Annotated in this window: 21 protein-coding genes and 1 pseudogene; 9 read left to right on the forward strand and 13 right to left on the reverse strand. The window is 72.6% G+C overall.

Going from position 1 to position 22,596, the window contains the following annotated elements; all coding sequences use genetic code 11:
- Positions 1-81 precede the first annotated feature (81 nt).
- The 3 genes from STSP_RS32930 to STSP_RS32940 all read left to right on the forward strand — a co-directional run bounded on the left by STSP_RS32930 (position 82) and on the right by STSP_RS32940 (position 1,720).
- Positions 82-522 (forward strand): MarR family winged helix-turn-helix transcriptional regulator, encoded by a 441-nt coding sequence (locus STSP_RS32930; RefSeq protein ID WP_067284729.1) that lies wholly within the window; start codon positions 82-84, stop codon positions 520-522.
- 501 nt (positions 523-1,023) lie between these two features.
- Complete coding sequence (locus STSP_RS32935) at positions 1,024-1,326, forward strand: hypothetical protein (protein WP_067284693.1); 303 nt, start codon at positions 1,024-1,026, stop codon at positions 1,324-1,326.
- 82 nt (positions 1,327-1,408) lie between these two features.
- On the forward strand, positions 1,409-1,720 hold the full coding sequence (locus STSP_RS32940) for an ArsR/SmtB family transcription factor (protein ID WP_067284694.1): 312 nt from the start codon (positions 1,409-1,411) through the stop codon (positions 1,718-1,720).
- 137 nt (positions 1,721-1,857) lie between these two features.
- Here STSP_RS32940 and STSP_RS32945 read toward each other — a convergent pair whose 3' ends face one another.
- From STSP_RS32945 to STSP_RS32975, 8 genes are all read right to left on the reverse strand, one after another.
- Positions 1,858-3,639, reverse strand: coding sequence for an ABC transporter ATP-binding protein (locus STSP_RS32945; protein WP_067284695.1), 1,782 nt, complete (start codon positions 3,637-3,639; stop codon positions 1,858-1,860).
- Positions 3,636-5,375: an ABC transporter ATP-binding protein/permease gene (locus STSP_RS32950; RefSeq protein ID WP_067284696.1), complete on the reverse strand. Its 1,740-nt coding sequence runs from the start codon at positions 5,373-5,375 to the stop codon at positions 3,636-3,638. The genes STSP_RS32945 and STSP_RS32950 overlap by 4 nt, the downstream gene beginning before the upstream one ends.
- Positions 5,372-6,544, reverse strand: coding sequence for a nitroreductase family protein (locus tag STSP_RS32955; protein ID WP_107441476.1), 1,173 nt, complete (start codon positions 6,542-6,544; stop codon positions 5,372-5,374). Before STSP_RS32955 ends, STSP_RS32950 begins: the two co-directional genes overlap by 4 nt.
- Before the next feature lie 11 nt (positions 6,545-6,555).
- The gene (locus STSP_RS32960) at positions 6,556-7,935 is read right to left on the reverse strand and encodes a YcaO-like family protein (RefSeq protein WP_067284698.1); all 1,380 of its coding nucleotides are present in this window, start codon (positions 7,933-7,935) and stop codon (positions 6,556-6,558) included.
- Entirely contained in the window at positions 7,932-9,413 is a 1,482-nt protein-coding gene (locus STSP_RS32965; RefSeq protein ID WP_067284699.1) for a CocE/NonD family hydrolase, read from the reverse strand. The genes STSP_RS32960 and STSP_RS32965 overlap by 4 nt, the downstream gene beginning before the upstream one ends.
- On the reverse strand, positions 9,410-10,252 hold the full coding sequence (locus STSP_RS32970) for a hypothetical protein (RefSeq protein WP_067284700.1): 843 nt from the start codon (positions 10,250-10,252) through the stop codon (positions 9,410-9,412). The genes STSP_RS32965 and STSP_RS32970 overlap by 4 nt, the downstream gene beginning before the upstream one ends.
- A gap of 89 nt (positions 10,253-10,341) precedes the next feature.
- Positions 10,342-10,455: a streptamidine family RiPP gene (gene amiA, locus STSP_RS40885; protein WP_241270818.1), complete on the reverse strand. Its 114-nt coding sequence runs from the start codon at positions 10,453-10,455 to the stop codon at positions 10,342-10,344.
- A 56-nt stretch (positions 10,456-10,511) separates the two neighbouring features.
- On the reverse strand, positions 10,512-11,333 hold the full coding sequence (locus STSP_RS32975) for an ABC transporter ATP-binding protein (RefSeq protein WP_067284701.1): 822 nt from the start codon (positions 11,331-11,333) through the stop codon (positions 10,512-10,514).
- Between the two features lie 155 nt (positions 11,334-11,488).
- Here STSP_RS32975 and STSP_RS32980 point away from each other — a divergent pair, with 155 nt between their 5' ends.
- Positions 11,489-12,685: an RNA-guided endonuclease InsQ/TnpB family protein gene (locus STSP_RS32980; protein WP_067284702.1), complete on the forward strand. Its 1,197-nt coding sequence runs from the start codon at positions 11,489-11,491 to the stop codon at positions 12,683-12,685.
- A 54-nt stretch (positions 12,686-12,739) separates the two neighbouring features.
- Here STSP_RS32980 and STSP_RS32985 read toward each other — a convergent pair whose 3' ends face one another.
- The 3 genes from STSP_RS32985 to STSP_RS32995 form a co-directional block, all read right to left on the reverse strand.
- The gene (locus STSP_RS32985) at positions 12,740-13,747 is read right to left on the reverse strand and encodes a FecCD family ABC transporter permease (RefSeq protein ID WP_067284703.1); all 1,008 of its coding nucleotides are present in this window, start codon (positions 13,745-13,747) and stop codon (positions 12,740-12,742) included.
- The gene (locus STSP_RS32990; protein WP_067284730.1) at positions 13,744-14,775 is read right to left on the reverse strand and encodes a FecCD family ABC transporter permease; all 1,032 of its coding nucleotides are present in this window, start codon (positions 14,773-14,775) and stop codon (positions 13,744-13,746) included. The genes STSP_RS32985 and STSP_RS32990 overlap by 4 nt, the downstream gene beginning before the upstream one ends.
- 104 nt (positions 14,776-14,879) lie before the next feature.
- Positions 14,880-15,854 (reverse strand): ABC transporter substrate-binding protein, encoded by a 975-nt coding sequence (locus STSP_RS32995; RefSeq protein ID WP_198547488.1) that lies wholly within the window; start codon positions 15,852-15,854, stop codon positions 14,880-14,882.
- A 90-nt stretch (positions 15,855-15,944) separates the two neighbouring features.
- Here STSP_RS32995 and STSP_RS33000 point away from each other — a divergent pair, with 90 nt between their 5' ends.
- Positions 15,945-17,144, forward strand: coding sequence for a YncE family protein (locus STSP_RS33000; protein ID WP_067284704.1), 1,200 nt, complete (start codon positions 15,945-15,947; stop codon positions 17,142-17,144).
- Positions 17,145-17,167: 23 nt separating this feature from the next.
- A pseudogene (locus tag STSP_RS39425) lies at positions 17,168-17,281 on the forward strand ((2Fe-2S) ferredoxin domain-containing protein); the annotation flags it as partial.
- A 138-nt stretch (positions 17,282-17,419) separates the two neighbouring features.
- Here STSP_RS39425 and STSP_RS33005 read toward each other — a convergent pair.
- Complete coding sequence (locus STSP_RS33005) at positions 17,420-18,427, reverse strand: LacI family DNA-binding transcriptional regulator (protein ID WP_067284705.1); 1,008 nt, start codon at positions 18,425-18,427, stop codon at positions 17,420-17,422.
- Positions 18,428-18,538: 111 nt separating this feature from the next.
- On the opposite strand from STSP_RS33005, the gene STSP_RS33010 reads away from it, so the two are divergent.
- From STSP_RS33010 to STSP_RS33020, 3 genes are read left to right on the forward strand one after another with little or no spacing between them, the layout of a single operon-like run.
- Positions 18,539-19,693 (forward strand): Gfo/Idh/MocA family protein, encoded by a 1,155-nt coding sequence (locus tag STSP_RS33010; protein ID WP_067284706.1) that lies wholly within the window; start codon positions 18,539-18,541, stop codon positions 19,691-19,693.
- On the forward strand, positions 19,690-20,688 hold the full coding sequence (locus STSP_RS33015; protein ID WP_067284707.1) for a Gfo/Idh/MocA family oxidoreductase: 999 nt from the start codon (positions 19,690-19,692) through the stop codon (positions 20,686-20,688). The genes STSP_RS33010 and STSP_RS33015 overlap by 4 nt, the downstream gene beginning before the upstream one ends.
- A gap of 6 nt (positions 20,689-20,694) precedes the next feature.
- Positions 20,695-21,753, forward strand: a complete 1,059-nt coding sequence (locus tag STSP_RS33020; protein WP_067284708.1) for a Gfo/Idh/MocA family protein — start codon at positions 20,695-20,697, stop codon at positions 21,751-21,753.
- Between the two features lie 34 nt (positions 21,754-21,787).
- Here STSP_RS33020 and STSP_RS33025 read toward each other — a convergent pair whose 3' ends face one another.
- Positions 21,788-22,591, reverse strand: coding sequence for a sugar phosphate isomerase/epimerase family protein (locus STSP_RS33025; protein ID WP_067284709.1), 804 nt, complete (start codon positions 22,589-22,591; stop codon positions 21,788-21,790).
- Positions 22,592-22,596: the final 5 nt, after the last annotated feature.

Raw genomic sequence — 22,596 nt, forward strand, 5'->3', positions numbered from 1 at the left:
TCCCTTGGGATTCGCTGGACTTCCCAACGATATTGAGGAGATCATTGGGGAGTCCAACGTTTTCTCGGTATGCTGCCGCGCATGGCAGAGAACCCGCCGGCGCCCAGCCGAATCCGTGCCCTCCCGAGCTGGCTCCTCGGCCGGGCGGCGGCCCGTGGGCGCGGCCTGGTCGCGGAGGCGCTCGCGCGACACGACATGAAGATGTGGCATCACGTGGTCCTTGCGGCCGTCGCGGATCTCGGTCCGGTCGCCCAGGCGGAACTGGGCAGGACGGTCTCGCTCGACCCGAAGGACGTAGTCGGCATCCTCAAGGATCTTCAGACGGCGGGCCTCGTCGTGCGCGCCCCCGACCCGGCCGACCGCCGCAAGAACGCGGTGACTCTCACCACCGCGGGCGAGCGGCGCCTGGAGGAGTGTACGAAGGCGGGGAAGTGGGCCAACGACGAACTCCTGGCCCCGCTGTCGGCAGCCGAGCGGGAACAGTTCCTGGAGATGCTGCGGAGGATCAGCAGGGTGCGATGATCCGGCAGGAGGCGCTGGCTCATCACAGAGAGAGCCGGGCCCTTCACAGGGCCTAACGCCCAGGCGACAGAGGCTCGCGTCGCGGCCGGCGGGCCGTTGCCGGTCAGTTGCGGCTAGTTGCCGGTCAGGTGGAAGCCGAGCGCGAGCCGTTCCCGGAGAGTGTGCCGCGAGCGTCTGCCAGTGCGGCGAGGACATGGTGGGCGGCTGCGCGGACAGTGGCCTCGGCCGGTTCGGTGGCGGGTTCGAGGGCTGCTTGGATCGTGTGGCCGAGCAACGCAGCGGTCTGCCGCGGCGCGCAGCAGAGGCAGTAGGCGGCAGTAGTTCGTCGCGGGCGGCGTCAACTGGCCTCTTCTCGGGCGCAACTTCGGCACCACAAACCAGATGGACGCCCCACAATTCATGCATGAGTTGCTATATATTGATGTCTGGATCGAAGCCCGGAGAGCATCACGGGCAACCCGCAGCACAGCACTCACAGCACAGCACAGCAAGGAGCCCCCCATGGCCACCGCCACCGATCACCGCACGCACGAGGACCACACCCACACCCACGGCGAGGGCTGTGGCCACGTCGCCATCCCGCACGGCGACCACACCGACTACGCCCACGACGGCCACATTCACCGGGCACACGAGGACCACGTCGACGAGTGCAGCGTGGGCGAGCACGCCGTCCACGATGGCCACGACCACCAGCACGGCGAGGGCTGTGGCCACGTCGCCATCCCGCACGAGGACCACACCGACTACGTGCACGACGGCCACCGCCACGCCGCCCACGACGGGCACTGGGACGATCACTGACACCCGCGCCTGACCGGCAGCACCCCAGTCGGGCACCGGGAAGCCACAACTGGAAATCGTTGCCATATGCTAATGTCTGCATATGGCAACAGCTTCCCCCTCTCCGACGGACGACCCAGCCTCGGACCTGCAAGCCGCCAGCGACCTGCTGCGCGCCCTGGCCTCACCTGTACGCCTGGGCATCGTGCGCGAACTGTCCGGCGGCGGGAAGTACGTCCACGAGCTGGTGAACGCCCTGGGCGTGAGCCAGCCGCTGGTCTCCCAGCATCTGCGGGTGCTGCGCACCTCCCGGATCGTCACCGCCCGGCGTCAGGCACGCGAAACCCAGTACAGCCTGACTGACGACCACGTGGCGCACATCGTGCTGGACGCCATCCGGCACGCACAGGAATAGTTCCGGCACGCACAGGAATAGACAGCGCACGCGTAAGTCGGCACCACCGCGACGGCCGTCCATCCTTGGGCGGCCGTCGCTGCACGCGGCCCATCCTCTGGTTGCTCAGGGAAGCTCCGTCGTCGGGTGGCCGGAGTTCAGGATGGGGTGACCGCCAGGACGCGGCCCAGCGCGCTGCCGGGATGGGCGGTGAGTTCATCCCACGTGCCTTCCTCCGTGATGCGGCCGGCTTCGAGCACGGCGATGCGGTCAGCGCGGCGGATGGTGGCGGGGCGGTGGGCGATGACGATCGTGGTGCGGCCTTCCTTGCCGAGTGCGGTGGCGAGTTGGGCGTCACTGGCGTTGTCCAGGTGGGCGGTGGTCTCGTCGAGCACGAGGACTCTCGGTTCGGCCAGCAGCGCGCGGGCGAGCGCGATCCGGGCGCGCTGGCCGCCGGAGAGCGTGGAGCCGCGCTCGCCGACGAGGGTGTCCAGGGGGGCGATCCGGTCGACGCCGCACAGCCGGGCCGTTTCGGCGAGGAGGTCTTCGTCCGCCTCGGGTGCTGTGAGCCGCAGGTTGTCGGCGAGGGTGCCGTGGAAGAGGGGGGTGTCCTGGCCCACCACGGCGACGGCACGCCGGAGTTCGGCATCGTTCACGTCACGCACGTCGACGGGATCGCCGTCGCCGGGTATCAGCTGGACGGCTCCCTCGGACGGATCCCAGAAGCGGGCCAGCAGGTGCGCGCAGGTCGACTTGCCGGCCCCCGAGACACCGACCAGGGCGAGGGTCTGCCCTGCGCGGGCCGTCAGCTCGAGTCCGTCCAGCACGGGTTGGCCGCCGTAGTCGAATCGCACCTGGTGCAGGCGGACGCCCAGCGGACCGGAGGGGAGCCGGCGGGGTGAGGCGGGCGGCGGGGCGAGAGCGGGGGCCTTCACGGCTGCGTCCACCCGGGCAGCGGCAGCGCGCAGTCCCACAGCCTGGCTCAGTGCCCTGGCCGACTCGGCGACGGGACCCAGCACGGACAGTGCCAGCGCCATCGCCGCCGGGGCCCATGCGCCGTGCAGCCGCCCGGAGGTCACGGACTGCGCGGCGGCGGCCACCACGCCGAGGACCGCGAGCACGATGAGGAGGTCGCGGACTGCGGCGGCCATGGCCTCCCAGGTGGCCTCGGCACGCTGGGCCTCCCCCACCCGCCGGCCCTGCTCGGCGAGACGGGTCCGCCGCTCGGCCAGCCCACCGAAGGCGAGCAGCTCGCGCAGCCCGTCGACCGTCTCCACGGTGTCGGCGGACAGCTTCGCGGCGGCTGCCCGGGTGCGGGCCCCACGCGCCGCGCGTCCGCGCGCGTTGGCGAAGGGCGCCACGGCGAGCAGCGCGGCGACGGGCAGCACCGCCACCAGCAGCCAGGGCTCCACCGTGGCCAGAACAGTGGCCCCGCCGGTGAACACCACCCCGGATGCGAGGAGTTGGGCGGTGGTGTGGGCGTAGAAGAACTCCAGTGCTTCGACGTCGGCCATGGCGGTGGCGGCGAGGTCCCCGCTGCGCCGGCCGGCGACGCGGGCGGGCGCGCTGCGGGCAAGCCCGTCGAAGACGCGCACGCGCAGTTCGGCCAGCACCCGGTAGGCCAGGTCGTGCGAGAGGTCCATCTCGCGCCAGGTCATCAGGGCGCGTACGAGGACGAGGAGGATGAGCGCGGTGACCGTACCGGCCGAGGGGGCGCGATCCTCGATGACGGCGGTTCCGACGGTGTGCGCGGCCAGCGTCAGCAACGTGACCAGTGAACCCTGTTCGATCAGCGCGGCGGCGCAGGTACGGGCCATCATGGCGCGGTGCCCGGCGAGGGCGGGGAGCAGGGCGCGCAGTGAGCCGCGCGCTGGCACGTCGGCGGGACCGCGCTCGGTGGTACCGCAGTCTGTGGTGCCGCAGTCTGTGGTGCTGCTCATGCGACGAGCCCTCCTTCGTACGTGCGGCCCGACTTGGCGAGCTCCGCGTAGACGCCCCCGGCTTCGACGAGGGTGGTGTGCTCGCCGACGGCGTCCACCCGTCCGTCGTCCAGCACCACGATGCGGTCGGCGTGCCGGACGGCGGCGAGCCGGTGGGCGACCACCAGGATGGTCCGGCCGCCCGCGGCGGCGAGCAGTGCACGGACGATGTCCGCCTCGCGGCGTTCGTCGACCGCGCTGGTGGCTTCGTCGAGGACGAGGACCGGCGCGTCGGCCAGCAGGGCCCGGGCGAGGGCGAGCCGCTGCCGCTGGCCGCCGGACAGGGTGGCGCCCCGCTCGCCGAGGACGGTGGCGTAGCCATCGGGAAGGGCTGCGATCTCGTCGTGGATGCCGGCGGTTCGTGCCGCGCGCATCAGCTCGTCGTCCGTCGCGTCCGGCCGGGCCAGGCGCAGGTTGTCGGCGATCGTGGCGTGGAAGAGATACGTCTCCTGGGAGACGACGGCGATGCCCTGCCGCAGCGAGTCGAGCGCGTACGCGCTCACGTCACGGCCGTCGAGGGTGATCCGGCCGCCCTGCGGGTCGTGGTGGCGCAGGAGCAGCGCCAGGAGCGTGGACTTGCCGGCGCCCGACGGGCCGACGATCGCGGTCGTACGTCCCGCCTCGGCGGTGAAGGTGACACCGTGGAGCGTCGGCGTCTCGGCACCGTCGTAGGTGAACTCGACGTCCTCGAAACGCAGTTCGGGCGGGCCTGTCCAGTGCGCCGGTGCCGTTCCCTCGTCGGGTACGGCGGGCTCGGCGGTACGCAGCGCCGCCAGTCCGTCCGCGGCCGACACGCCCAGGTACCCGGCATGCCACTCGCGGGACAGGTCACGGACCGGCCGGAAGCACTCGGAGGCCAGCAGCAGCACCAGGTAGGTGCCGGTCGCCGCGGTGGATCCGGTGACGGCCGACCAGCAGGCCAGGAGCGCGGCGGCCGCGGTGCCGCCCTGGATGGCCAGGTCCGTGATGCCGGTGTCGACGAGGGACACGCGCAGCTTGGCGACGGTCGCCCGGTGCAGCGCCGCCGACCGCTTCTCCAGCCGCTCCCGGGTGCGCCCGACGGCGCCCGCGGCCCGCAGAGCGGACATGCCCTGCAGTGCCTCCAGATAGTCGGCACCCAGCCCCTCGTACGTGTCCCAGTGCTCTTTGCCGCGCTTGGCCAGCAGCCGGTCCCAGGCACGCGGCCCGAGCAGGGCGAGCAGCAGGGCGGGGACGAGGCCGAGGAGGGCGGCCGGTTCGACGGCGGCCAGGGCGGCCAGTAGCAGGGGCGGCACGGTGAGGGTGATCAGGAGCTGGGGCAGGTAGCGGGAGACGTAGGCATCGACGCCCTCGACGCCGTCGACGAGGGTGGTGCGGACTGCCCCGGCGCGCGCGGTGGTCAGGTGCGCGGGTCCCAGCCGTCCGAGGTGGGCGAGGAGTTCGTCCCGCAGGGCCACCCTGACCCTGGCCCCGGCGCGGGTGGCGGTGCGCCGCTGCCAGTTGGCGAGCCCGGCCCGTGCGGCGACGACACCGAGCACCGCGCCGAGGAGCAGCGGGAGCCGGTCCGTGCGGCCCCGGGCGACGTCGGCGAGCGCGACGGCCAGCAGAACGGCCTGCGCGAGGTGGGTGAGGGTGACGGCCGCCTGCAGGAGGGTGGCCGCGAGCAGGGGGCACTGTGCGTGCCGTGCGGCGCGGCGCAGCTCGGGGTGGACGATCACGAGGTCTTCCCCTCGTCGGAGTGGGTGGTGCCGAGGGCCAGGCCGTGGACGATCCAGTCCCGGCCGGGTGGGGCGCCGAGCGCGGCGCCCAGGTCCGCCTGCTGCCAGGAGCCGACGGGGCGGGCCGCGAGCCCGTGTCGTACGGCGGCCACGTGTGCGAGGTGGGCGGCGAAGCCGGCCCGTAGGTGTATCCGGCGGATCCGCTGGGCGTCGGCGTCCGACGGGCAGCCGTAGGCGAGCAGGACGGCGCCCGCCTCCGCGATCCACCCCTGACGTGCGGCCCATACGGCGAGCGTGGGCCGGGCCTCCCCCGCGGCGAGCCGCCGCAGTGTGCCGTCAGGGGCCGCCAACTCGACCAGTTCGGGCCGCGGTTCGCCGACGGCCGCGCACCAGGCGAGCTCACCGGCGCTCGCCTGGACGGCGGTGGCCAGCACCGCCCGTAGAACGTCTCGGGGCGGGCTGCCCCGCAGCGGTGGCGGCGCGCTGCGGCGGGCCAGCAGCTCGTGGGGCGTGGGCGCGTGCGCGGCCGAGCGCTCCTCGGGCGGGTGGGTCCCGTCGGGCGGACGCGTCCCCTCGGGCAGGGCGAAGTGCACTAGGGCCACAGGGCCGTCGGCAGGACCGTCCAGTCGAAGCACTGGCTCGCGCATGCCCAGCACACGCCCCGCCAGCCAAAGCGCCGCGACAACGTGCCCGGTGTCCAGCAACATCAGCGGCCAGGCGCGGTGGCCGTAGTGGGAGACCGTGCGCTGCGGGGTGACGGAGAGTTCGACGGTCGTCCCGGGCAGCGTGCCGTCGGGTTCCGGGCCGATGCGGTGCACACGGTGGCGCAGCGGGTCGTAGCCGTAGCGCCCGGGCGGCAGCGGGCAGCCGGGGCCCACGAGAAGCTCGGCGTCCACCGGGTGCAGCGCGCCCGCGGAGGGGGCGGGCCGCAGCCGTCCGGAGCCGTCCGAGGCCGCCAGGGAGAGACGGAGCAGAGCTTGCAGGTCCAGCTCTCCGGAGCTGGCCTCCGGGATGGGGCGCGGCGGTCCAGGCCAGTCACGGACGGCGGGCCCGGCGGGTGTGTCGGGGCCGGGCTCCTCCGGGGAGCGGGCGCGGGCGAGGGCGGTGACGAGGTCCACCGGGCCGTGCTCCTTCGACTCCACGGGGTGTGCTGCATGCGCGTGCTTCACGAGGTCAGCCCTCACATGTGAGGCGGAGGAGCCAGCGTGAAGTCCTCCGGTGCGCTCGGCGCGGTCGTACGCCAGCCACGGGCGACGGCGGCCTCGGCGAGGCGCGGGCAGCCGAAGTAACCGAAGGAGGCAGGGGCGTTGGGAAGAAGTCCGGAGACGAGAACCCGGGCGACGCGCAGCGGCGTCTCGGCCACGTCCTCGGTCGTGAGGTCGAACGTCATGATGCGGTGGCCGCCTTGGCGGAGCGCGCGTTCCAGCCGGTCCCGGCTACCGGGCTCGACCGCGTCGATGGGCACGGTCCCGTGCGCGGGCTCGGTGAACCGCCGGGCCTCGGGCGCCATCCGCTCGTCCAGCCACACCTGGACGTGCGCGCCCAGGTCCCGCACGTTCTCGAACTGTTCGCCGCACACATCCAGATAGCGGCCGTCGGCCCGGTGATCCAAGTACAGCCCGCGGGCGAGCAGCCCGGCCTCGACGGCCTGGAACACCCAGCCGCCCGGGTCGGTAAGGCCCTGGGTGAAGACCCAGGTGTGGACGGCTTCGAGGACTGCCTTGCGGGCGGCTTCGGCCGGGTCGTACTTGCAGGCGAACCCGGCGGCGTACAGGCCGAGCCGGGGATCGTGGACGAGCGCGGCCATGCAGGGGGCGAACTCCGAGGGCATCTCGACGAGATGGACGTCGAGCGCGGTTCCGGCGAGGTCGTCGGTGAGGCCGGGCACGCTGGCCGGGTCGATGCCGCGGGTCGGGCCGTCGAGGTGCCACCACAGTTCGAGCGCGTCGCGTTCGACGATTTCCAGCAAGCCGCGCTCGACGGCGTCGTCGAAGCCCTGCCCGGTGGCGATCCCCGCGTAGTTGAGGTGGTGGGTGCGCGGCAGTGACCGCAGCTCACCCTGGCGCCAGTTGAGGTGGGTGAGTGCGACGGGCGCCCAGACCTCGGCGGTCCGTCCCCCGGGCAGCCCCTCTGTGCCGCGCGTCCACAGGGACGGCGTGTCGGCCGTGAGGGGGCGGTAGGGGAACTTCTCGCGGGCGTACTGCCAGTCGGCGTAGGCCGGCAGCTCATCCGGCCCGTACAGCCGCAGGCCCTTCTCGGCCAGTTCGCCGGCCGTGGCACGCAGGGGGGCGTCGGGGTGGCCGGGCGGCGGCACGCGGTTGCCGCAGTACCGCTCGATTCCCTCCGCTATGGCGGCTGTTCGGGCGCCTTCGGGGTCGCCGAAGGTAGTGCCGAGCGACACCCGGTCGGCGGGCCACAGGCCGAGCCTGCGGGCGTCGGAGATCTCGGCGGTGAGCGCGGTGTAGCGGGGCGGCGCGCCAGCGGGGTGCTCGACGGGCTTGACCTTGCGGACGATGCCGCAGACGGGGTCGACGAGTGCTTCCAGCGGCAGCGCCGTCATCGCAGGATCTCCTCTGCGGGATCGGTGGAGGTGGGACGGGAACGGAGCACGGGGAGCCGGAGCGCCACGCTCCCGGCCTCGACCTCGCGCCGGGAGGCGAGCATCCGAGTGGCCGTGACCGGGTCGTCGCCGGTGTGGGGGTTGCGGGCGTGGGCCGGGAAGTGGTGCCCGGCGATCTCCAGACGGAGCCGGGTACCCGCGGGCAGTCGCCGCGCGAGCCGGCCGAGCCGTACGGTGATCTCGGCGTGCCTTCCTGGTGGTTCCTCGCGTCGGACGACGCCGACGGCAAGCCGCTCGGCCACCCCTTCCGGCGTGAGGGCGACGAGCCGGACGGCCCAGTCGGCCGACGGCGTGTGGGCGGTGGCCCGCAGCCGCACCTCTGCGGGCCCGACCACGTCCAGCGGACGCGGCAGTGGCGGGGTGACCAGCACACAGCGGTCGGGCTGGCCGTCCGTGGGGACGGCCAAGTCCGCGGACGACACGGGGTGTTCCGGGTCGGCTGTGAAGGAGGCGCCGTGCAGCAGCCGTACGCGGGGGCCGTACGGCTCGCCCTCCGTGCCGGCGGGCACCCACAGGGGGCTGCCGCCCAGCGCGACCGCGCCTCCGTGCCCGTACCCGAGTTCCCCGGCGAGGGCGAGGCGGGCCCAGCGCACGTAGAGGTTGCCAAGGCCCACCCGGTGCGCGGGCTCGGCGTCCGGTCCGGGCTCGGCGACGAGGCCGTGTCCCCAGGGGCCCAGCAGGAGCCGTGCCGACGGACCGCCCCAGCGGTGCCACAGGGCGACGGTGTCCTCGGTGAAGTGGTCGTGGTGGCCGCCCACCGCGAGCAGGGGCATCCCGGCGTGCTCGGCCTCCGAGAGGAGCCGGCCGCGCTCGTGGTGCCGCCACAGGCCCGGCCAGGAGGGCAGGCTCCGGCCGAGCCTTGCGGGGATGCCCGTCAGCGGCAGGTGCGTGAGCAGTCCGGGGTCCGCGGCGAGGGCCTTGTCCAGTGCGCTCTCGTCGGAGTCCTGCCGGTCCCCGTGAGCCGCCCACCACCCGGCGCGCGCCAGCAGCCGTTCCACGCCCGAGGGCTCGCGCGCCGTCTCGGCGATGCCGAGCGCGGGCACGGCGGCGATGACGGCCTCGGGCCGGGCGTCCTCGGGCGCGTCGAGCGCGAGCGCGAGGGCGCAGTGGGCGGCATAGGAGGCGCCGACGGCGACCAACCGCCCGCTGCTCCATGACTGCCCGCGGATCCAGCGGGCGGTCGCCGCCCCGTCGGCGGCCTCGTTCGCGTACGGGCGCCACTCCCCCGGCGACGCGTGCCGGCCCCGTACGTCCTGGACCAGTGCGGCGAACCCGCGGCGGGCCCAGCCGCGCGCCTCGGCGCGGTGCCGTCTCCGGTCGTAGGGCGTGCGGATGAGGACGGCCGGGAAGGGACCGTCGCCGTCCGGTAGGCGGACGTCGGTGGCGAGCCCTTCGACGGCCACGGTGAACGGCGTCATCCGGCCTGCTTCGGCATCGGGGCGACCTCGGGGACGGGCAGCACGGGGTGCTCGGTGACGGTCAGCGTGCGCAGGTCGACACGCCGGAGCCGGCGCCGGGCGGGCAGATCGCCGATGTCGGGTGCGCCGGTGATCCACCGGCTGAGGTCGTCGGCGAGCAGGGCGGCCAGCAGCCCGGCAGCGGGAGCGGTGAACCGGACGGGCAGTCCGGACGTACGAGGCCCGCTCCAGTAGGCGGCGAGTTCGCGGTGGGCGGGTGTGGCGGCGAGCCGGCGGGCCCGGACGTGAGCCGAGGTGACGTCCCCGGGAGCGGCGGCGAGGGGCTCGACGTACGCCTGCCAGCCCTCGCGGTGGCAGCGCAGCCAGGCGATGCCGCGCTCAGGCAGCCGGTCGGCGGCGTCCCACAGCCCTTCGGGCACGGGCCCGTCGAGGCACCACACGACGGCAGCGGGGCCTCCGGCGGACAACTCGTCAGGTGACGCTGACGTGCTGCTGTGCACGGCCGTTCGGGGCTCGGCGCCCAGGCCGCGCAGGATCGCGGCCAGCGGTTCCGTCAGTACCGGGTCGCCCAGCAGCCGGATGTCCCGGCGATCGGCGGGCCATTCCGGTCGCTGTGGTCCGTCCGCCAGGTACCCGGCGTCCTCGAAGGCCCGGACGATGCGGTCGAGTTCGCCATCCGGATCACCCGCGGCCGTACCGGAGAGGCGGGAGAGCAGGGCGTCCTCGTCCGCGTCTCCCGTCCTCAGGCTGAGGAACTCCCCGTCGGCCGTACGGACGGCGAGACCTCGCTCCGGTACGGCGACGACCTCCACACCGGGTACGAGCTGGCTGTGGGACACGTCGATCCTCCTGTGGGAAGGGCCTGGATGGCGTGGGCCCGCCCAGCAGACGGCGGGCGGGCCCACAGACGAGAGCGCTGAGCCCTCGCTTACTCCTCGGTGTCCTCGAAGGGGTTCTCGACGAGCGCGTTGGAGTGTGACGCCGAGTCGTGAGCCAGCTGGCCCGGGTCGGCGATCGGCGCGAAGACCTGCTCGTTGTCCATGAACTCTCCTTGTTCGTCAGGGAGATGCGGCGTTCGGATGAGCGCCACGCGTCACTCTAATGAATATGATTTTCATATTCTAGAGCTGGGAGAGGGTGATCCGGGTAACACACCGGCCAGCCCCCCTCGGGGTCCCGGCCGACCCGGCCGGCCACCCGGAGAACGTCCGCCAGCAGCCCCGGCGTGACGACCTCCTTCGGTGTACCGTCGGCCACCACGCGGCCCTCGCGCAGCGCGACGATCCGCTCGGCGAACCGGGCGGCGTGCGCGAGGTCGTGCAGCACCATCACGACGGTGAGGCCGCGTTCCTCGCGCAGGCGGACGACGGTCTGCAGCACGTCGAGCTGGTGGTGCAGGTCCAGGTAGGTGGTCGGCTCGTCGAGCAGCAGGACGCGGGTGTCCTGGGCGAGCGCCATCGCGAGCCGGACCCGCTGCCGCTCGCCCCCGGACAGGGCGTCGACGTCACGCTCGGCCCAGTGCTCCACGCCGACGTCACGCAGTGCGCGGCGTACGACGGGGTCGTCGCCCTCGCGCAGCATGCCGAGCGGACCGCGCGCCGCGTACCGCCCCTGCCGGACGAGATGACGCACCGTCATGCCGGGGACGGCCGGGGCCGACTGGTGCAGCAGCGCCACACGCCGAGCGGTGGCGCGCCGGGACAGCCGGGCCAGGTCGTCTCCGCCGAGCAGAACGCGCCCCTCGTCGGGCCGCAGCAGTCCGGCGGCCAGACGCAACAGGGTCGATTTCCCGCAGCCGTTGAGGCCGATGAGGGCGGTCAGCTCGCCCGGTTCGACGCTCATGTCGACGCCGCGCAGCACGGGTTGGCCGGGGTAGCCGAAGTGGACCCCCTCGACGCGGATCCCCACGGACTCGGTCATCTGGATTCCTCCATGGATACCCCCGCCTTCAGACGGGGGAGGAAACGGACTCCTGCGGAGCAGGGCAGAGAAAGCCGATTCGCCCTCCGGGCGGATCGGCACCCATCACCAACCGTGAGAATATGGCCACATATTGTGATGATAGTTTGTGAGTCGTGGCCACTCACGTGAAGCGGGCGTTCAAGTACCGCTTCTATCCGACCGATGCACAGGCAGCCGAGCTGTCGCGCACGTTCGGATGCGTGCGCAAGGTCTACAACATGGCGCTCGCCGCCCGCACCGAGGCGTGGGCGCGGCAGGAACGGGTCAACTACAACCAGACCTCGGCCATGCTGACCGAGTGGAAGAAGACCGAGGAACTGGCCTACCTCAACGACGTCTCCTCCGTCCCGCTGCAGCAGACGCTGCGGCACTTGCAGGCCGCTTTCGCGAACTTCTTCGCCAAAAGGGCCAAGTACCCGCGTTTCAAAGTGAAGAAGAAGTCCCGCGCGAGCGCGGAGTACACCTCCTCGGCGTTCCGCTTTCGTGACGGCCGTCTGACGCTGGCGAAGATGGCCGACCCGCTGGACGTCGTCTGGTCCCGCCCCCTGCCCGACGGGGCATCGCCGACCACGGTGACCGTCAGCCGGGACAGCGCGGGACGCTGGTTCGTCTCCCTGCTGTGCGAGGACCCGCGGGTGAAGCGGCTCGCGGCTGCCGATACGGCAGTGGGTATCGACGTCGGCCTGGACCACCTGCTGACCCTCTCCACCGGGGAGAAGATCGCCAACCCCCGGCACGAGCGCCGCGACCGCGAACGCCTGGCCAAGGCTCAGCGGAAGCTGTCCCGGAAGGCCAAGGGCGATGGCGCCAACCAGCGCAAGGCGCGCCGGAAGGTCGCGAAGATCCATGCCCGGATCGCCGACCGCAGGCGTGATGTGCTGCACAAGCTGACCACTCGACTCGTGCGCGAAAACCAAACGCTCGTGATCGAGGACCTGACCGTACGCAACATGGTCAAGAACCGGAGCCTGGCCCGCGCCATCAGCGATGCCGCGTGGGCCGAGTTCCGGAGCATGCTGGAGTACAAGGCCGGCTGGTACGGGCGGGACGTGGTCGCGGTCGACCGCTTCTTCCCCTCGTCCAAGCTGTGCTCCACTTGCGGCACCCTCCAGTCGGAGATGCCGCTGAGCGTCCGTACCTGGACGTGCGTCAGCTGTGGCACGGCCCATGACCGGGACGTGAACGCGGCGAAGAACCTTCTGGCCGCCGGGCTGGCGGTGTCTGTCTGTGGAGCCGGTGTAAGACCTCAACGGAGAACTCCGGGCGGGCAGTCGGCGGTGAAGCAGAAAACCCCACGGCGTGAGCCGTAGGAATCCCCCTCGTTCACGAGGGGGAGGAAGTCAAGCTCTGTCCTTAAGTCGACATCAGAACGTACGGTTCGGCGCGCGGCGCACGACGACCAGCAGCAGCGCGGCCCCGAGGCAGGCGGTCAGGGCCCCGACCGGCAGCGTGAACCGCCCGGCGTCCAGCCCGGCCGCCAGCAGCCGCGAGGACAGCTGTGCCGCCGCGTCCGCCCCGCACACCACCACCGCGCCCACCAGGGCGGAGCCGGGCAGGGTCACCCGCAGGTCGGCGCCGAAGACGGCCACGGCGAGGTGCGGTACGAGCAGCCCGACGAATCCCAGCGCCCCCACGGCCGCTACCGCACCTGCCGTCAGCGCCACCGCGCACAGCAGGGCGAGGGTGCGGGCCCGTCGCACGGACAGGCCGACGGCCAGGGCGGTGTCGTCCCCGCAGCGCAGCAGGGTCAGCGGCCCGGCCAGCAGCCAGGCCGCGGCACCCCAGGCCAGCGCCCACGGCCACAGCAGGTGCCAGTGCTGCCACACCCGGCCTTCCGTCGTGCCGACGAGCCACTGCACGACGCTGCCGAGTTCGCCCGGTGCGACGAGCAGCACCATGGCGGTGAGCCCGCCGAGCACGGCCGACACCAGCACCCCGTGCACGGCGGTCTGCGCGGGGTCGCTGCGGCCGCGCCCGGCGAGCAGCCACAGCAGCGCGGCCCCGGCGCAGCCGCCCACGCATGCGGCGACGACCACGGCGAGGGGTGATTCCCACCCCGCGAGTCCGAGGCCGGTTGCGGTGACGGCTCCGAGCACGGCGCCCGGCGTCACACCCGTCACCTCGGGTCCGGCGAGGGGGTTGCGCAGCGCCGACTGCAGGACCAGGCCCGCCACGCCGAGGCACGCCCCCGCACCGAGGGCCACCAGCAGCCGGGGCAGCCGGAGCTGGAGCAGGATGTGCCGTTCCGTGGTGTCGCCGGCGCCGCCCAGGACGTCCCAGACCGCGGCCGGGGACATACCGCGCCCGGCCACGAGTTCCACCCCGGCGCATACGACGGCGAGTGCGGCGAGCACCGTGAAACGCCGGCTCACCGGACCTCCTTCTCCGAAGGGTCGGCTTCCACACCCTGCGGCGCCGGGCCCACGGCATCGGAGCCCGCCGCTCGGCGCCGGGCCGCGGGCCTGCGGTTGCCCGACCGGAGCAGGGCGACCCCGGCGGGCACGCCGAGCAGGGCCGTCCACGCGCCGACCGGCGTCTCCACGGGTGCCAGCGCGAGCCGGGCCGGGACGTCGGCGACGGCCACGACGACGGCGCCCCAGACGGCGGACCAGGGCAGCCAACGCACCGCGTCCGCCGCGGGGTTGAACCATCGCGCCAGGTGCGGAGCGAGGAACCCGACCCACGCCACCGGTCCGCACACGGCCGTCACGGGCGCGATCAGCACGACGGCGATGGCCAGCGCGGCGAACCGTGCCCGCTGGGCGCGCACGCCCAGCGCCGCGGCGTCCTCGTCCCCCAGCCGCAGCACCGAGAGCACCGGCGCGCACAGCACGAGCGCGGGAACCGCGACGAGCAGCCACGGCCACAGCCCGGTCACGTCCTCCCAGGTACGGGCGGAGAGTGAACCGAGCAGATAGCGGTAGATCAGCTGGAGGTCGAGCTGGTCGGCCATGACCATCAGCACGAGCAGCGCGGCCTGCAGCGCGGCGGCGACCGCGGCGCCGGTCAGCAGTACGGCGGACGGGCTGCGCCCCAGCCCTGCGGCGAGCAGCGTGAGCCCGCCCCCGAGCGCGGCCCCGCCGATGGCCAGCAGGGGCTGGACAGCGGCGGGGAGGGACACCGACAGAACCAGCGGAGCAGCCACCCCGAGCGCGGCCCCGGACGAGACACCGAGCATCTCCGGTACGGCCAGGGGGTTGCGCAGCGCCTCCTGGAGCACGAGCCCCGCCGCGCCCAGGCAGGCCCCGGCGATCAGCGCCAGCACCAGGCGGGGCACGCGCAGTTCGGTGACGACGATCCCGGCGAGGGTACTGTCGGCGTGCAACAGCGCGCCGGGCACCTGGTGCAGGGGGACGTAAGGAGTGCCCAGGCTCAGCGCGCAGACTGACGCGGTGATCAACAGGGCGACCGCGGCGGGCAGTTGCCACCTGCCCGCCGAACGCGCGGACCGCCGTGTGCCCGATGCCGTGTCACCTGCCGCGGTGCGTGTCGCGGTGGGGGCGCTCACCGCAGCGCGGCCGTGGCCTCATCGAGGAGGATGCCCAGCGAACGGGTACCGCGTCCCTTGGCCCACACCTCGGAGTCGACCTCGTGGACGTCGCCGTTCTTCACTGCCGGGATCTTGCCCCACAGGGGGTTCTTCGCCAGCTTCTCCGACAGCTTGCCGTCCGCCTCGCCGAAGCTCATCGTCTCGACGAACAGCACGTCGACGTCCGCGGCGAGGATCTCCTCGAGGCTGTAACTCCCCTCCACCCCACGTGACTTCCAGGGGTAGTCGGCAAGCTTCGGGAGCAGGCTGGCGCCCACGTCCGTCTCCGGGGTGGCGACGCCGAAGTTCTCGTCGCTGCCGTAGATGATGAGCGCGGTCTTGTCGCTCTTGTTCTTCTCGGCCTCGGCGAGCTTGGTGCGGAAGGTCTTCTCGGCCTTCTCGCCCTCGGCGGTGCGGCCGGTGAGCGCTGCGACATCGCGCAGGTAGCCCACGCTGTCCTCCCACGTCTCGGGCTGCATGGGCCAGAACGTGGTGGCGTCCTTCAGCGCCGGGGCGAGTTTGCCGTGGGTGTCCTCCAGGCCGATCACGAGGTCGGGCTTGTGGGAGAGGATCGCCTCCACCTCGGGCGCGATGAACCCGCCGGGGATGACATCGACCTCCTTCGCCTTCTCCTTCCCCAGGAAGTCGGAGTGGGCGAGGAGTGCGCTGTTCGTGGCCGTGGGGACGATGCCCAGCTCGGTCAGGATGTCGTCGCAGAGCGCGAACAGGCAGACGATCCGCTCGGGCTCCTTCTCGAGGGAGACGTTGACGCCGTTCGTGTCGGTCAACTCCTGTGCCGCCTTGATGGGTTCGACGGTGACATCGGTCTTCTTGGCGGCAGTGGTCTCCTCGCCGGCGGGTTCGGCGGACGCGCCGCAACCGACCAGGGCCGAACCCACGATCGCTGCGGTGATCCAGCTTCGGACGAATCTCGACGGTGAGCGCAGCATCGATGCCCTCGCTTCTTCTCAGGGTCCCCGGAACGCACCGAAGATACATGATAATCGTTTTCACCAGACCCTGTTTTCCTGGAGGCATCGATGACCGCCGCACCTCCCCTGCTGATCGTGTCCGATCACGTGGACGGATCCGTCCACGTACTGAGCGTGCCGGACGGCACCGAAGCGGGCCGCCTGACCGGCCGTCACCTCTCCGAGCACGCCGGGTTCCTGGCGCTGCCGGGCGGGCGAACGGTCTGCGTCGACGACCGCAGGGGCGAGCTGCTGGTGCTCGACCCGTTCGGCGACGAGCTGGTGGAGACCGCCATCCCGGTCGCCGTGCCGGCCGAGCACCTCGCCTGCGACCCACCCGGCCGGTGGGTGGCCGTCACGACGGGCCTGGGCAAGAACGGCGAGCCGTGGTCGGACCTGCTGACGGTCGTCGACCTCACCACGGGAGACGCTGCCCGGGTGCGCACGCGTGTGGGTGAACCGGGTGTGACAGTCCTGGGCAACGGCGATCCACTGATCGTCCTACGACACCGGGAGCCTGGCGCACTGGCCGTCCACCGGTTCACCGACCTGCTCGGGGCACCGCCCGGCTGCCCTGCGGTCACGCCCCACGCACACGTTCCGCTGCCGGACGACGGGCACGGAGACGCCCAAGTCCCTGACCGCAGCCAGGTGTTCGCGGCCACGGGCGAGGGAGTGCACCGGGCACGCCGTGAGGGCGACGCACTCGTCCCGGAGCTGGTGATCCCGTGGGGTTCGCCCGCCCGGGGCTGGTATCTGCGGCTCGACCCGCGGCGCCCGGCACTGTGGTCGACCCTGCGGGGCGGCCCGGCGGATGCCCTGCGATGGCCGGAGTGGACGAACCAGGCGTGGTGCCACGACCTGGCCGCCGACCGTACGACGCTGACGGAGCTCGGCCCGGGGCTGGTCTTCCGGCTGGCCCTCGCCAAGGACCACACCGCGTTCACCCGCATCCACCCGGACGGCGACGAACTGATCCTCCTGGATGCCGACGAGACCGCCCGCCGCGTCCCCCTCCCCGCCATGGACGGCGCGCCCCGCCGCGGCGGCACCCCCTGGGAGGGCGTCCAACGCCGTGCGGTGGCCGCATCGCCGGGCTCCGACTGGGTCGCCGTCACCCGCGGCGGCCACGGCGAAGTCCACGTCTTCGACGCCCGATCAGGCAGCGAAGCAGCCCGATTGAAGCTGGACACCCCCTTGCATCATGGCGGCCACGCCATGATGCGCACACAGACCGACGGCGCCGAAGGCGATCCCGTAGGCCGGTGACAGCCGGCCCCCGGGTCCCGTGGCGCAACCACCCGGGCACCGACCACGCCTGGCAACTCGACCGGCTGTGCGCAGGGACCGCCTACTCGGGCGCCCGGTTCACCGTCCGTACGACAGACTGCCTCGGCCCCTGCGACTAGGCCGTCCACCACATCGAGCACCTGCGCCTCGGAGTGCGTGACGTCGATTGAGCCGACACCCAGCCACCATTCGGCATGTGGTCCTGCGGGAAGGGCGTCAACCAGGCCGAGACGCATCACCGAGGCCGGCGCGCGTCAAGCGTTGCTCGCGGGCGGCGCCGTTGTGCCGCGCACCTCGAGGACGGGAGGGGCGAGGTCGAGCTCGCTGGGGCGGTCGGGGTCGTCGAGCCGCTCCAGCAGCCGCTGGGCGGCGCGTCGGCCGACGTCATGGCTGGCGTTGTCCACGGTGGTCAGCCACAGATGCCGAAGGCGGGAGAGGTAGGTGTTGTCGTAGCCAACGAGGGAGAGGTCGCGGGGGACCTGCAGGCCGCTCTCCTCGGCGGCCGACAGCGCGCCGACGCATGACATGTCGTTGACGGCGAAGACGGCCGTGGGCCGCGGTGAACGGTTCAGGAGCCGGACGGTGGCCCGGTAGCCGCCCTCCTCGGTGAGATCGCCCTGTTCCACGACCGCCGTGCCGTCCAGGCCGTGCTCGCGCATGGTGGCCTCGAAGCTGCGGCGGCGCAGGTCTCCGACGGCGCCCTGGCCGGCGATGTGGGCGATGTGCCGGTGGCCAAGGCCGATGAGGTGTTCGGTGGCCAGGCGGGCGCCGTGCTCGTCGTCGTTGGCGACGATGTCCACGGCGGGCAGCACCGGCTCGCGGGTGCCCGCGACGACGGTGGGTATCTGCCCGGCGGCGGTGCGCAGCACCTGGGGATCCTGCAGGGTGCCGACGGCGATCAGGCCGTCGACGCGCAGTTCGGTGAACGTGCGCGTGAGGTCCTCGCCGAGGCGCCGGTTCAGGTGGCCGTCGGCCAGCAGCATGTGCAGTCCGCTGTCGTACAGCCGGGAGTTCAGCCCGTCGAGGAGTTCCACGAACCAGGGGTTGCGCATGTCGTTGAGCAGCACGCCGACGGTGCGGGTGCGGCGCTCGCTGAGGCTGCGCGCGGCGGCGTTGGGCCGGTAACCGAGCTCCTCGACCGCGGCGAGGACGGCCGCCCGCTTCTCGGGACGCACGCCCTCGGCGCCGCGCAACACCAGCGACACCAGGGACTTGGACACGCCGGCCCGCGCGGCCACGTCACGGATGGTCGGAGTCCTCATGGCGTGGACCGTTCCATACGCTGCTGGCTCTTGTAAAGAGCCCTTGACACCTCATAGGGGCAGGAATCAGGGTGGGCCGCACGTTCTGGATCGGTCCAAAGAAGGGCTGTCATGGTGAGTACGCTCGGCATCGCCGTCGTGGGATTCGGCTGGATGGGTCGCGTGCACACGCAGGCGTACGCCCGCCTGCCGCACCACTTCCCGCAGCTGTCCCTGCGGCCCGAACTGGTCGCCGTCGCGGACGAGGTGCCCGGCCGGGCCGAGGAGGCGGCAGGGCAGTACGGCTTCGCGTCCGCGACCCGTGACTGGCGGGACGTGGCCGCCGATCCGCGGGTGCAGGCGGTGAGCGTCACCGCCCCGAACTTCCTGCACCGCGAGATCGGCGTCGCCATGGCGGAGGCCGGCAAGCACGTCTGGATCGAGAAGCCCGTGGGCCTGACGGCCGAGGACGCCCGCGCGGTCGCCGACGCCGTCGGCAAGGCGGGTGTGCAGGGGACGGTCGGCTTCAACTACCGCAACGCGCCTGCAGTCGAGGCAGCCCGCGAGCTGGTCGCCGCCGGCGAGATCGGCAGGGTCACCCACGTCCGCATCCGGCTGTTCAGCGACTACGCCGCCCACCCCGACGGGGCCCTGACCTGGCGCTACGAGCGCGAGCGCGGCGGCAACGGCGTACTCGGCGACCTCGCGTCGCACGGAGTGGACCTCGCCCGCTACCTGCTCGGCGACATCAAATCCCTGACCGCCGACACCGCCATCTTCGTGCCCGAGCGGGCCCGCCCCACCGGCGCCACCGCCGGCCACACCCGTGCGGCGGGCGGCGAACTGGGAGCGGTCGAGAACGACGACTACGTCAACTGCCTGCTGCGTTTCACGTCCGGCGCGCGGGGCGTCCTGGAGGCCTGCCGGGTCTCGGTCGGCGAGCAGAACAACTACGGCTTCGAGATCCACGGCACCACCGGTGCGGTGTTCTGGGACTACCGGCGCATGGGCGAGCTCGCTGTCAGCCGCGGCAGCAGCTACCAGGACCAGCCCGTGAGCACCGTGTACGTCGGCCCCGGACACGGCGAGTACGGCGCGTTCCAGCCGGGTGCGGCCAACAGCATGGGTTACGACGACCTGAAGGTCATCGAGGCGTACCACTTCCTGCGCTCGATCGCCGAGGGCATCCCGTACGGGGCGACGCCGGCCGACGCCGTGGCGAGCGCGGTCGCGCTGGACGCCATGGCGCGCTCCGCCGCGCAGCGGACGTGGGTGAGCCTGGCATGAGCGCCGTACGCATCGGGGTGATCGGCGCGGGCAACATGGGCGCCGATCACGTGAGCACCCTGCACCGCTTCGTCTCGGGCGCCGAGGTGACCCTGGTCGCCGACGTCGATAGGGAGCGGGCCGATGCCGTCGCCAGCACCGTGCCCGGTGCCCGGGCCACCGACGACGCCCACGCGCTGATCGCCGACCCGGGCGTCGACGCCGTCGTCATCGCCTCGCACGACTCCACGCACGCCGACCTGGCCATCGCCGCGGTGAGGGCCGGAAAGCCCGTGATGTGCGAGAAGCCCCTCGCCCCCACCACGCGGGAATGCGTCCGCGTCGTGCGCGCGGAACAGCAGGCGGGCGGCGGGCTGATATCGCTCGGCTTCATGCGCCGCTTCGACCCCGCGTACATGGAACTGAAGGCGGCGGTCGCCGCGGGAGCCTGTGGGAGCCCGCTGCTGCTGCACTGCATCAGCCGGGGCGTCTCCTCCTCCCCGGGGTGCACCGACGAGTTCAGCGTGACCGGCTCGGCCATCCACGAGTTCGACACCGTGCCCTGGCTGCTGGACTCCCCCATCACCGAGGTGAGCTGGCACGCGGCCCTCACCACCTCGGCGGTGACCGGACTGCGGGACCCGCAGCTGATGCTGCTGCGCACCGCCGACGGCGCCCTGACCACCGTTGAGACGTTCCTCAACGCCGGCTACGGCTACGACATCCGCTGCGAGATCGCGGGCGAGCGCGGCACGCTGGCCCTGGCCAACCCGGCACGGCTCGTGGCGGACGCCGACCGGGCCCGGTCCACGACCTACCCCGCCGACTGGCGTCCGCGTTTCGCCGACGCCTACCGCCTCGAACTGCAGGCGTGGACCGACGCCGTGGCTCAGCAGCAGCCCTCACCGCTGGCCACCGCACACGACGGCCTGACGGCCTGCGCGGTGGCCGAGGCCGTCATCACGTCCATGAAGAACGGCGGGCGAACCATCGACGTCGAGGTCCCGGAGGTCTGAGCGACGATGCCCGCGTTCCCCACCGCCCTGCCCGCCGCCCGCACCCCGGATCCGATGGACGCCCCCGTCCTGCGCTGGGGCGTGCTCGGCACCGGCTGGATCGCGGAACGGTTCGTCCGCTCCGTCCAGCGCCACACCCGCCAGCGCTTCACGGCCGTCGCCTCCCGCGATGCCACGCGCGCCAAGGACTTCGCCGGCCGTCACGGCATCCCGGCTTCCCACGGCTCCTACGAGGACCTGGTCGCCGCCACGGACGTGGACGTGGTGTACGTCGCCACCGAGCACACCGCCCATCTCGCCTGCGCCCGCCTCGCGCTGGAGGCCGGCAAGCACACACTCGTCGAGAAGCCGCTCGCCCTGAATGCGGCCCAGGCTTCCGAGATCGCCGAACTCGCGGCCGAGCGTGGCCTGTTCTGCGCGGAGGCCCTGTGGACCTTCTTCCTGCCCAAGTTCGACGTGGTGCGCCAGATCCTCGATTCGCGCGCCCTCGGCGACATCCACACCGTCCAGGCCGAATACGGGGAGCACTTCACCGCCGGCCACCGCATCCTGCGCGCCGACCTGGCCGGTGGCCCCCTGCTGGACCTCGGCACCTACCCGCTCTCCCTCGCCACGTGGATTCTCGGCTCCCCGGCCGAGGTCATGGCCCAGGGCCAGCCGCACCCGGCCGGCGTCAACGGACAGACCTCCGCCATTCTGCGTGACGCCGACGGCAACCAGGCCGTCGTTCACACCACCCTGTTCAGCGACACGCCCACCACCGCCACGATCGCCGGCACGCACGCCACCCTGAGCCTGCCCGGCCCCTTCTACCAGCCTGGCGACCTGGTCCTCACCGCGTTTGGCGGCGGTACACAGCTGACCTACACCGAACCCCGCACCGCCCACGACGCCCTGCACTTCGAGGCCGCCGAAGTCGCCCGGTGCATTACCGCCGGTCATCTCCAGACCCTGCTGCGGCCGCTGGCGGACTCGGTCACCTCGCTGCGGGCTATGGACGAGATCCGGGGACTGTGCGGCATCACCTTCCCGGGCGAAGCCCCAGCGGACGGCGGCCGCCGCTGAGGGGCGCACTGCGCCTCAGCGGTAGCGGAAGAGATCACGACCCTGGATCGGCGGGCAGGACCGTCAGCAGCTTCCGTAGGTGGCGGAGTGCGTCCAGGAGCGGTGGGCCGCCAGGGTGCCAGCGGGTCTCCAGTTCCAGGGAGAGTTGTCCGTGGTAGCCGATGGTCTGGAGGGCGGTGAGGATTTCTTCCAGGGGTACCGTGCCCTCGCCTGGCAGGACCGGAGTCCGGTCGTGCCGTCCCGGAACGTCCTTGAGCTGGACGAGCCGGAGCCAGGGACGAAGGAGCGCGGCCGACTCGTCGGGGTTCTCTCCGGCGAGCCAGGTGTGCAGTACGTCCCAGATCGCGCCGACCGAGGGATGGTCGACCTGCTTCAGGACACGGGCGACGTCACGGGCGGTCCGGTGGGAGTCGTGTGTTTCCAGCAGGAGGAGGACGGGGCTGGTCGGGGCAGCGGCTCTGAGCCGCCGTATCGCGCGGTCGTCGGCCGCGGGACCCGGCTCGGCCGCGCCGGGGAAGACGCGTACGGCGGCGGCACCCAGGTCGTGGGCGAGGGCGGAGTGCGCGCGCAGACCGGCGAGGCACGCCTCGTCGGAGATCGTGCCGTCGGCCACCCGGACGTAGGAGGCGACGCTGATCAGCTCGATGCCGGCGTCGCGGAACTCGTCGGCGATTCTGCGGCGTTCGGCCGGGCCGAGGGCGACGGAGAAGGGCTCCTCGTCGGCCGCCCGCAGTTCGACGGCCCGGCAGCCGCTCTGGTCCGCGATGCGGATGATGTCCTGCGTGGTCGCGCCGGGACAGCCCAGTGTGCTGAAGCCGAGGGTGGCAGGGTGGGGCACAGAGG

This window comes from Streptomyces jeddahensis (assembly GCF_001642995.1).
Classification (GTDB): Bacteria; Actinomycetota; Actinomycetes; order Streptomycetales; family Streptomycetaceae; genus Streptomyces; species Streptomyces jeddahensis.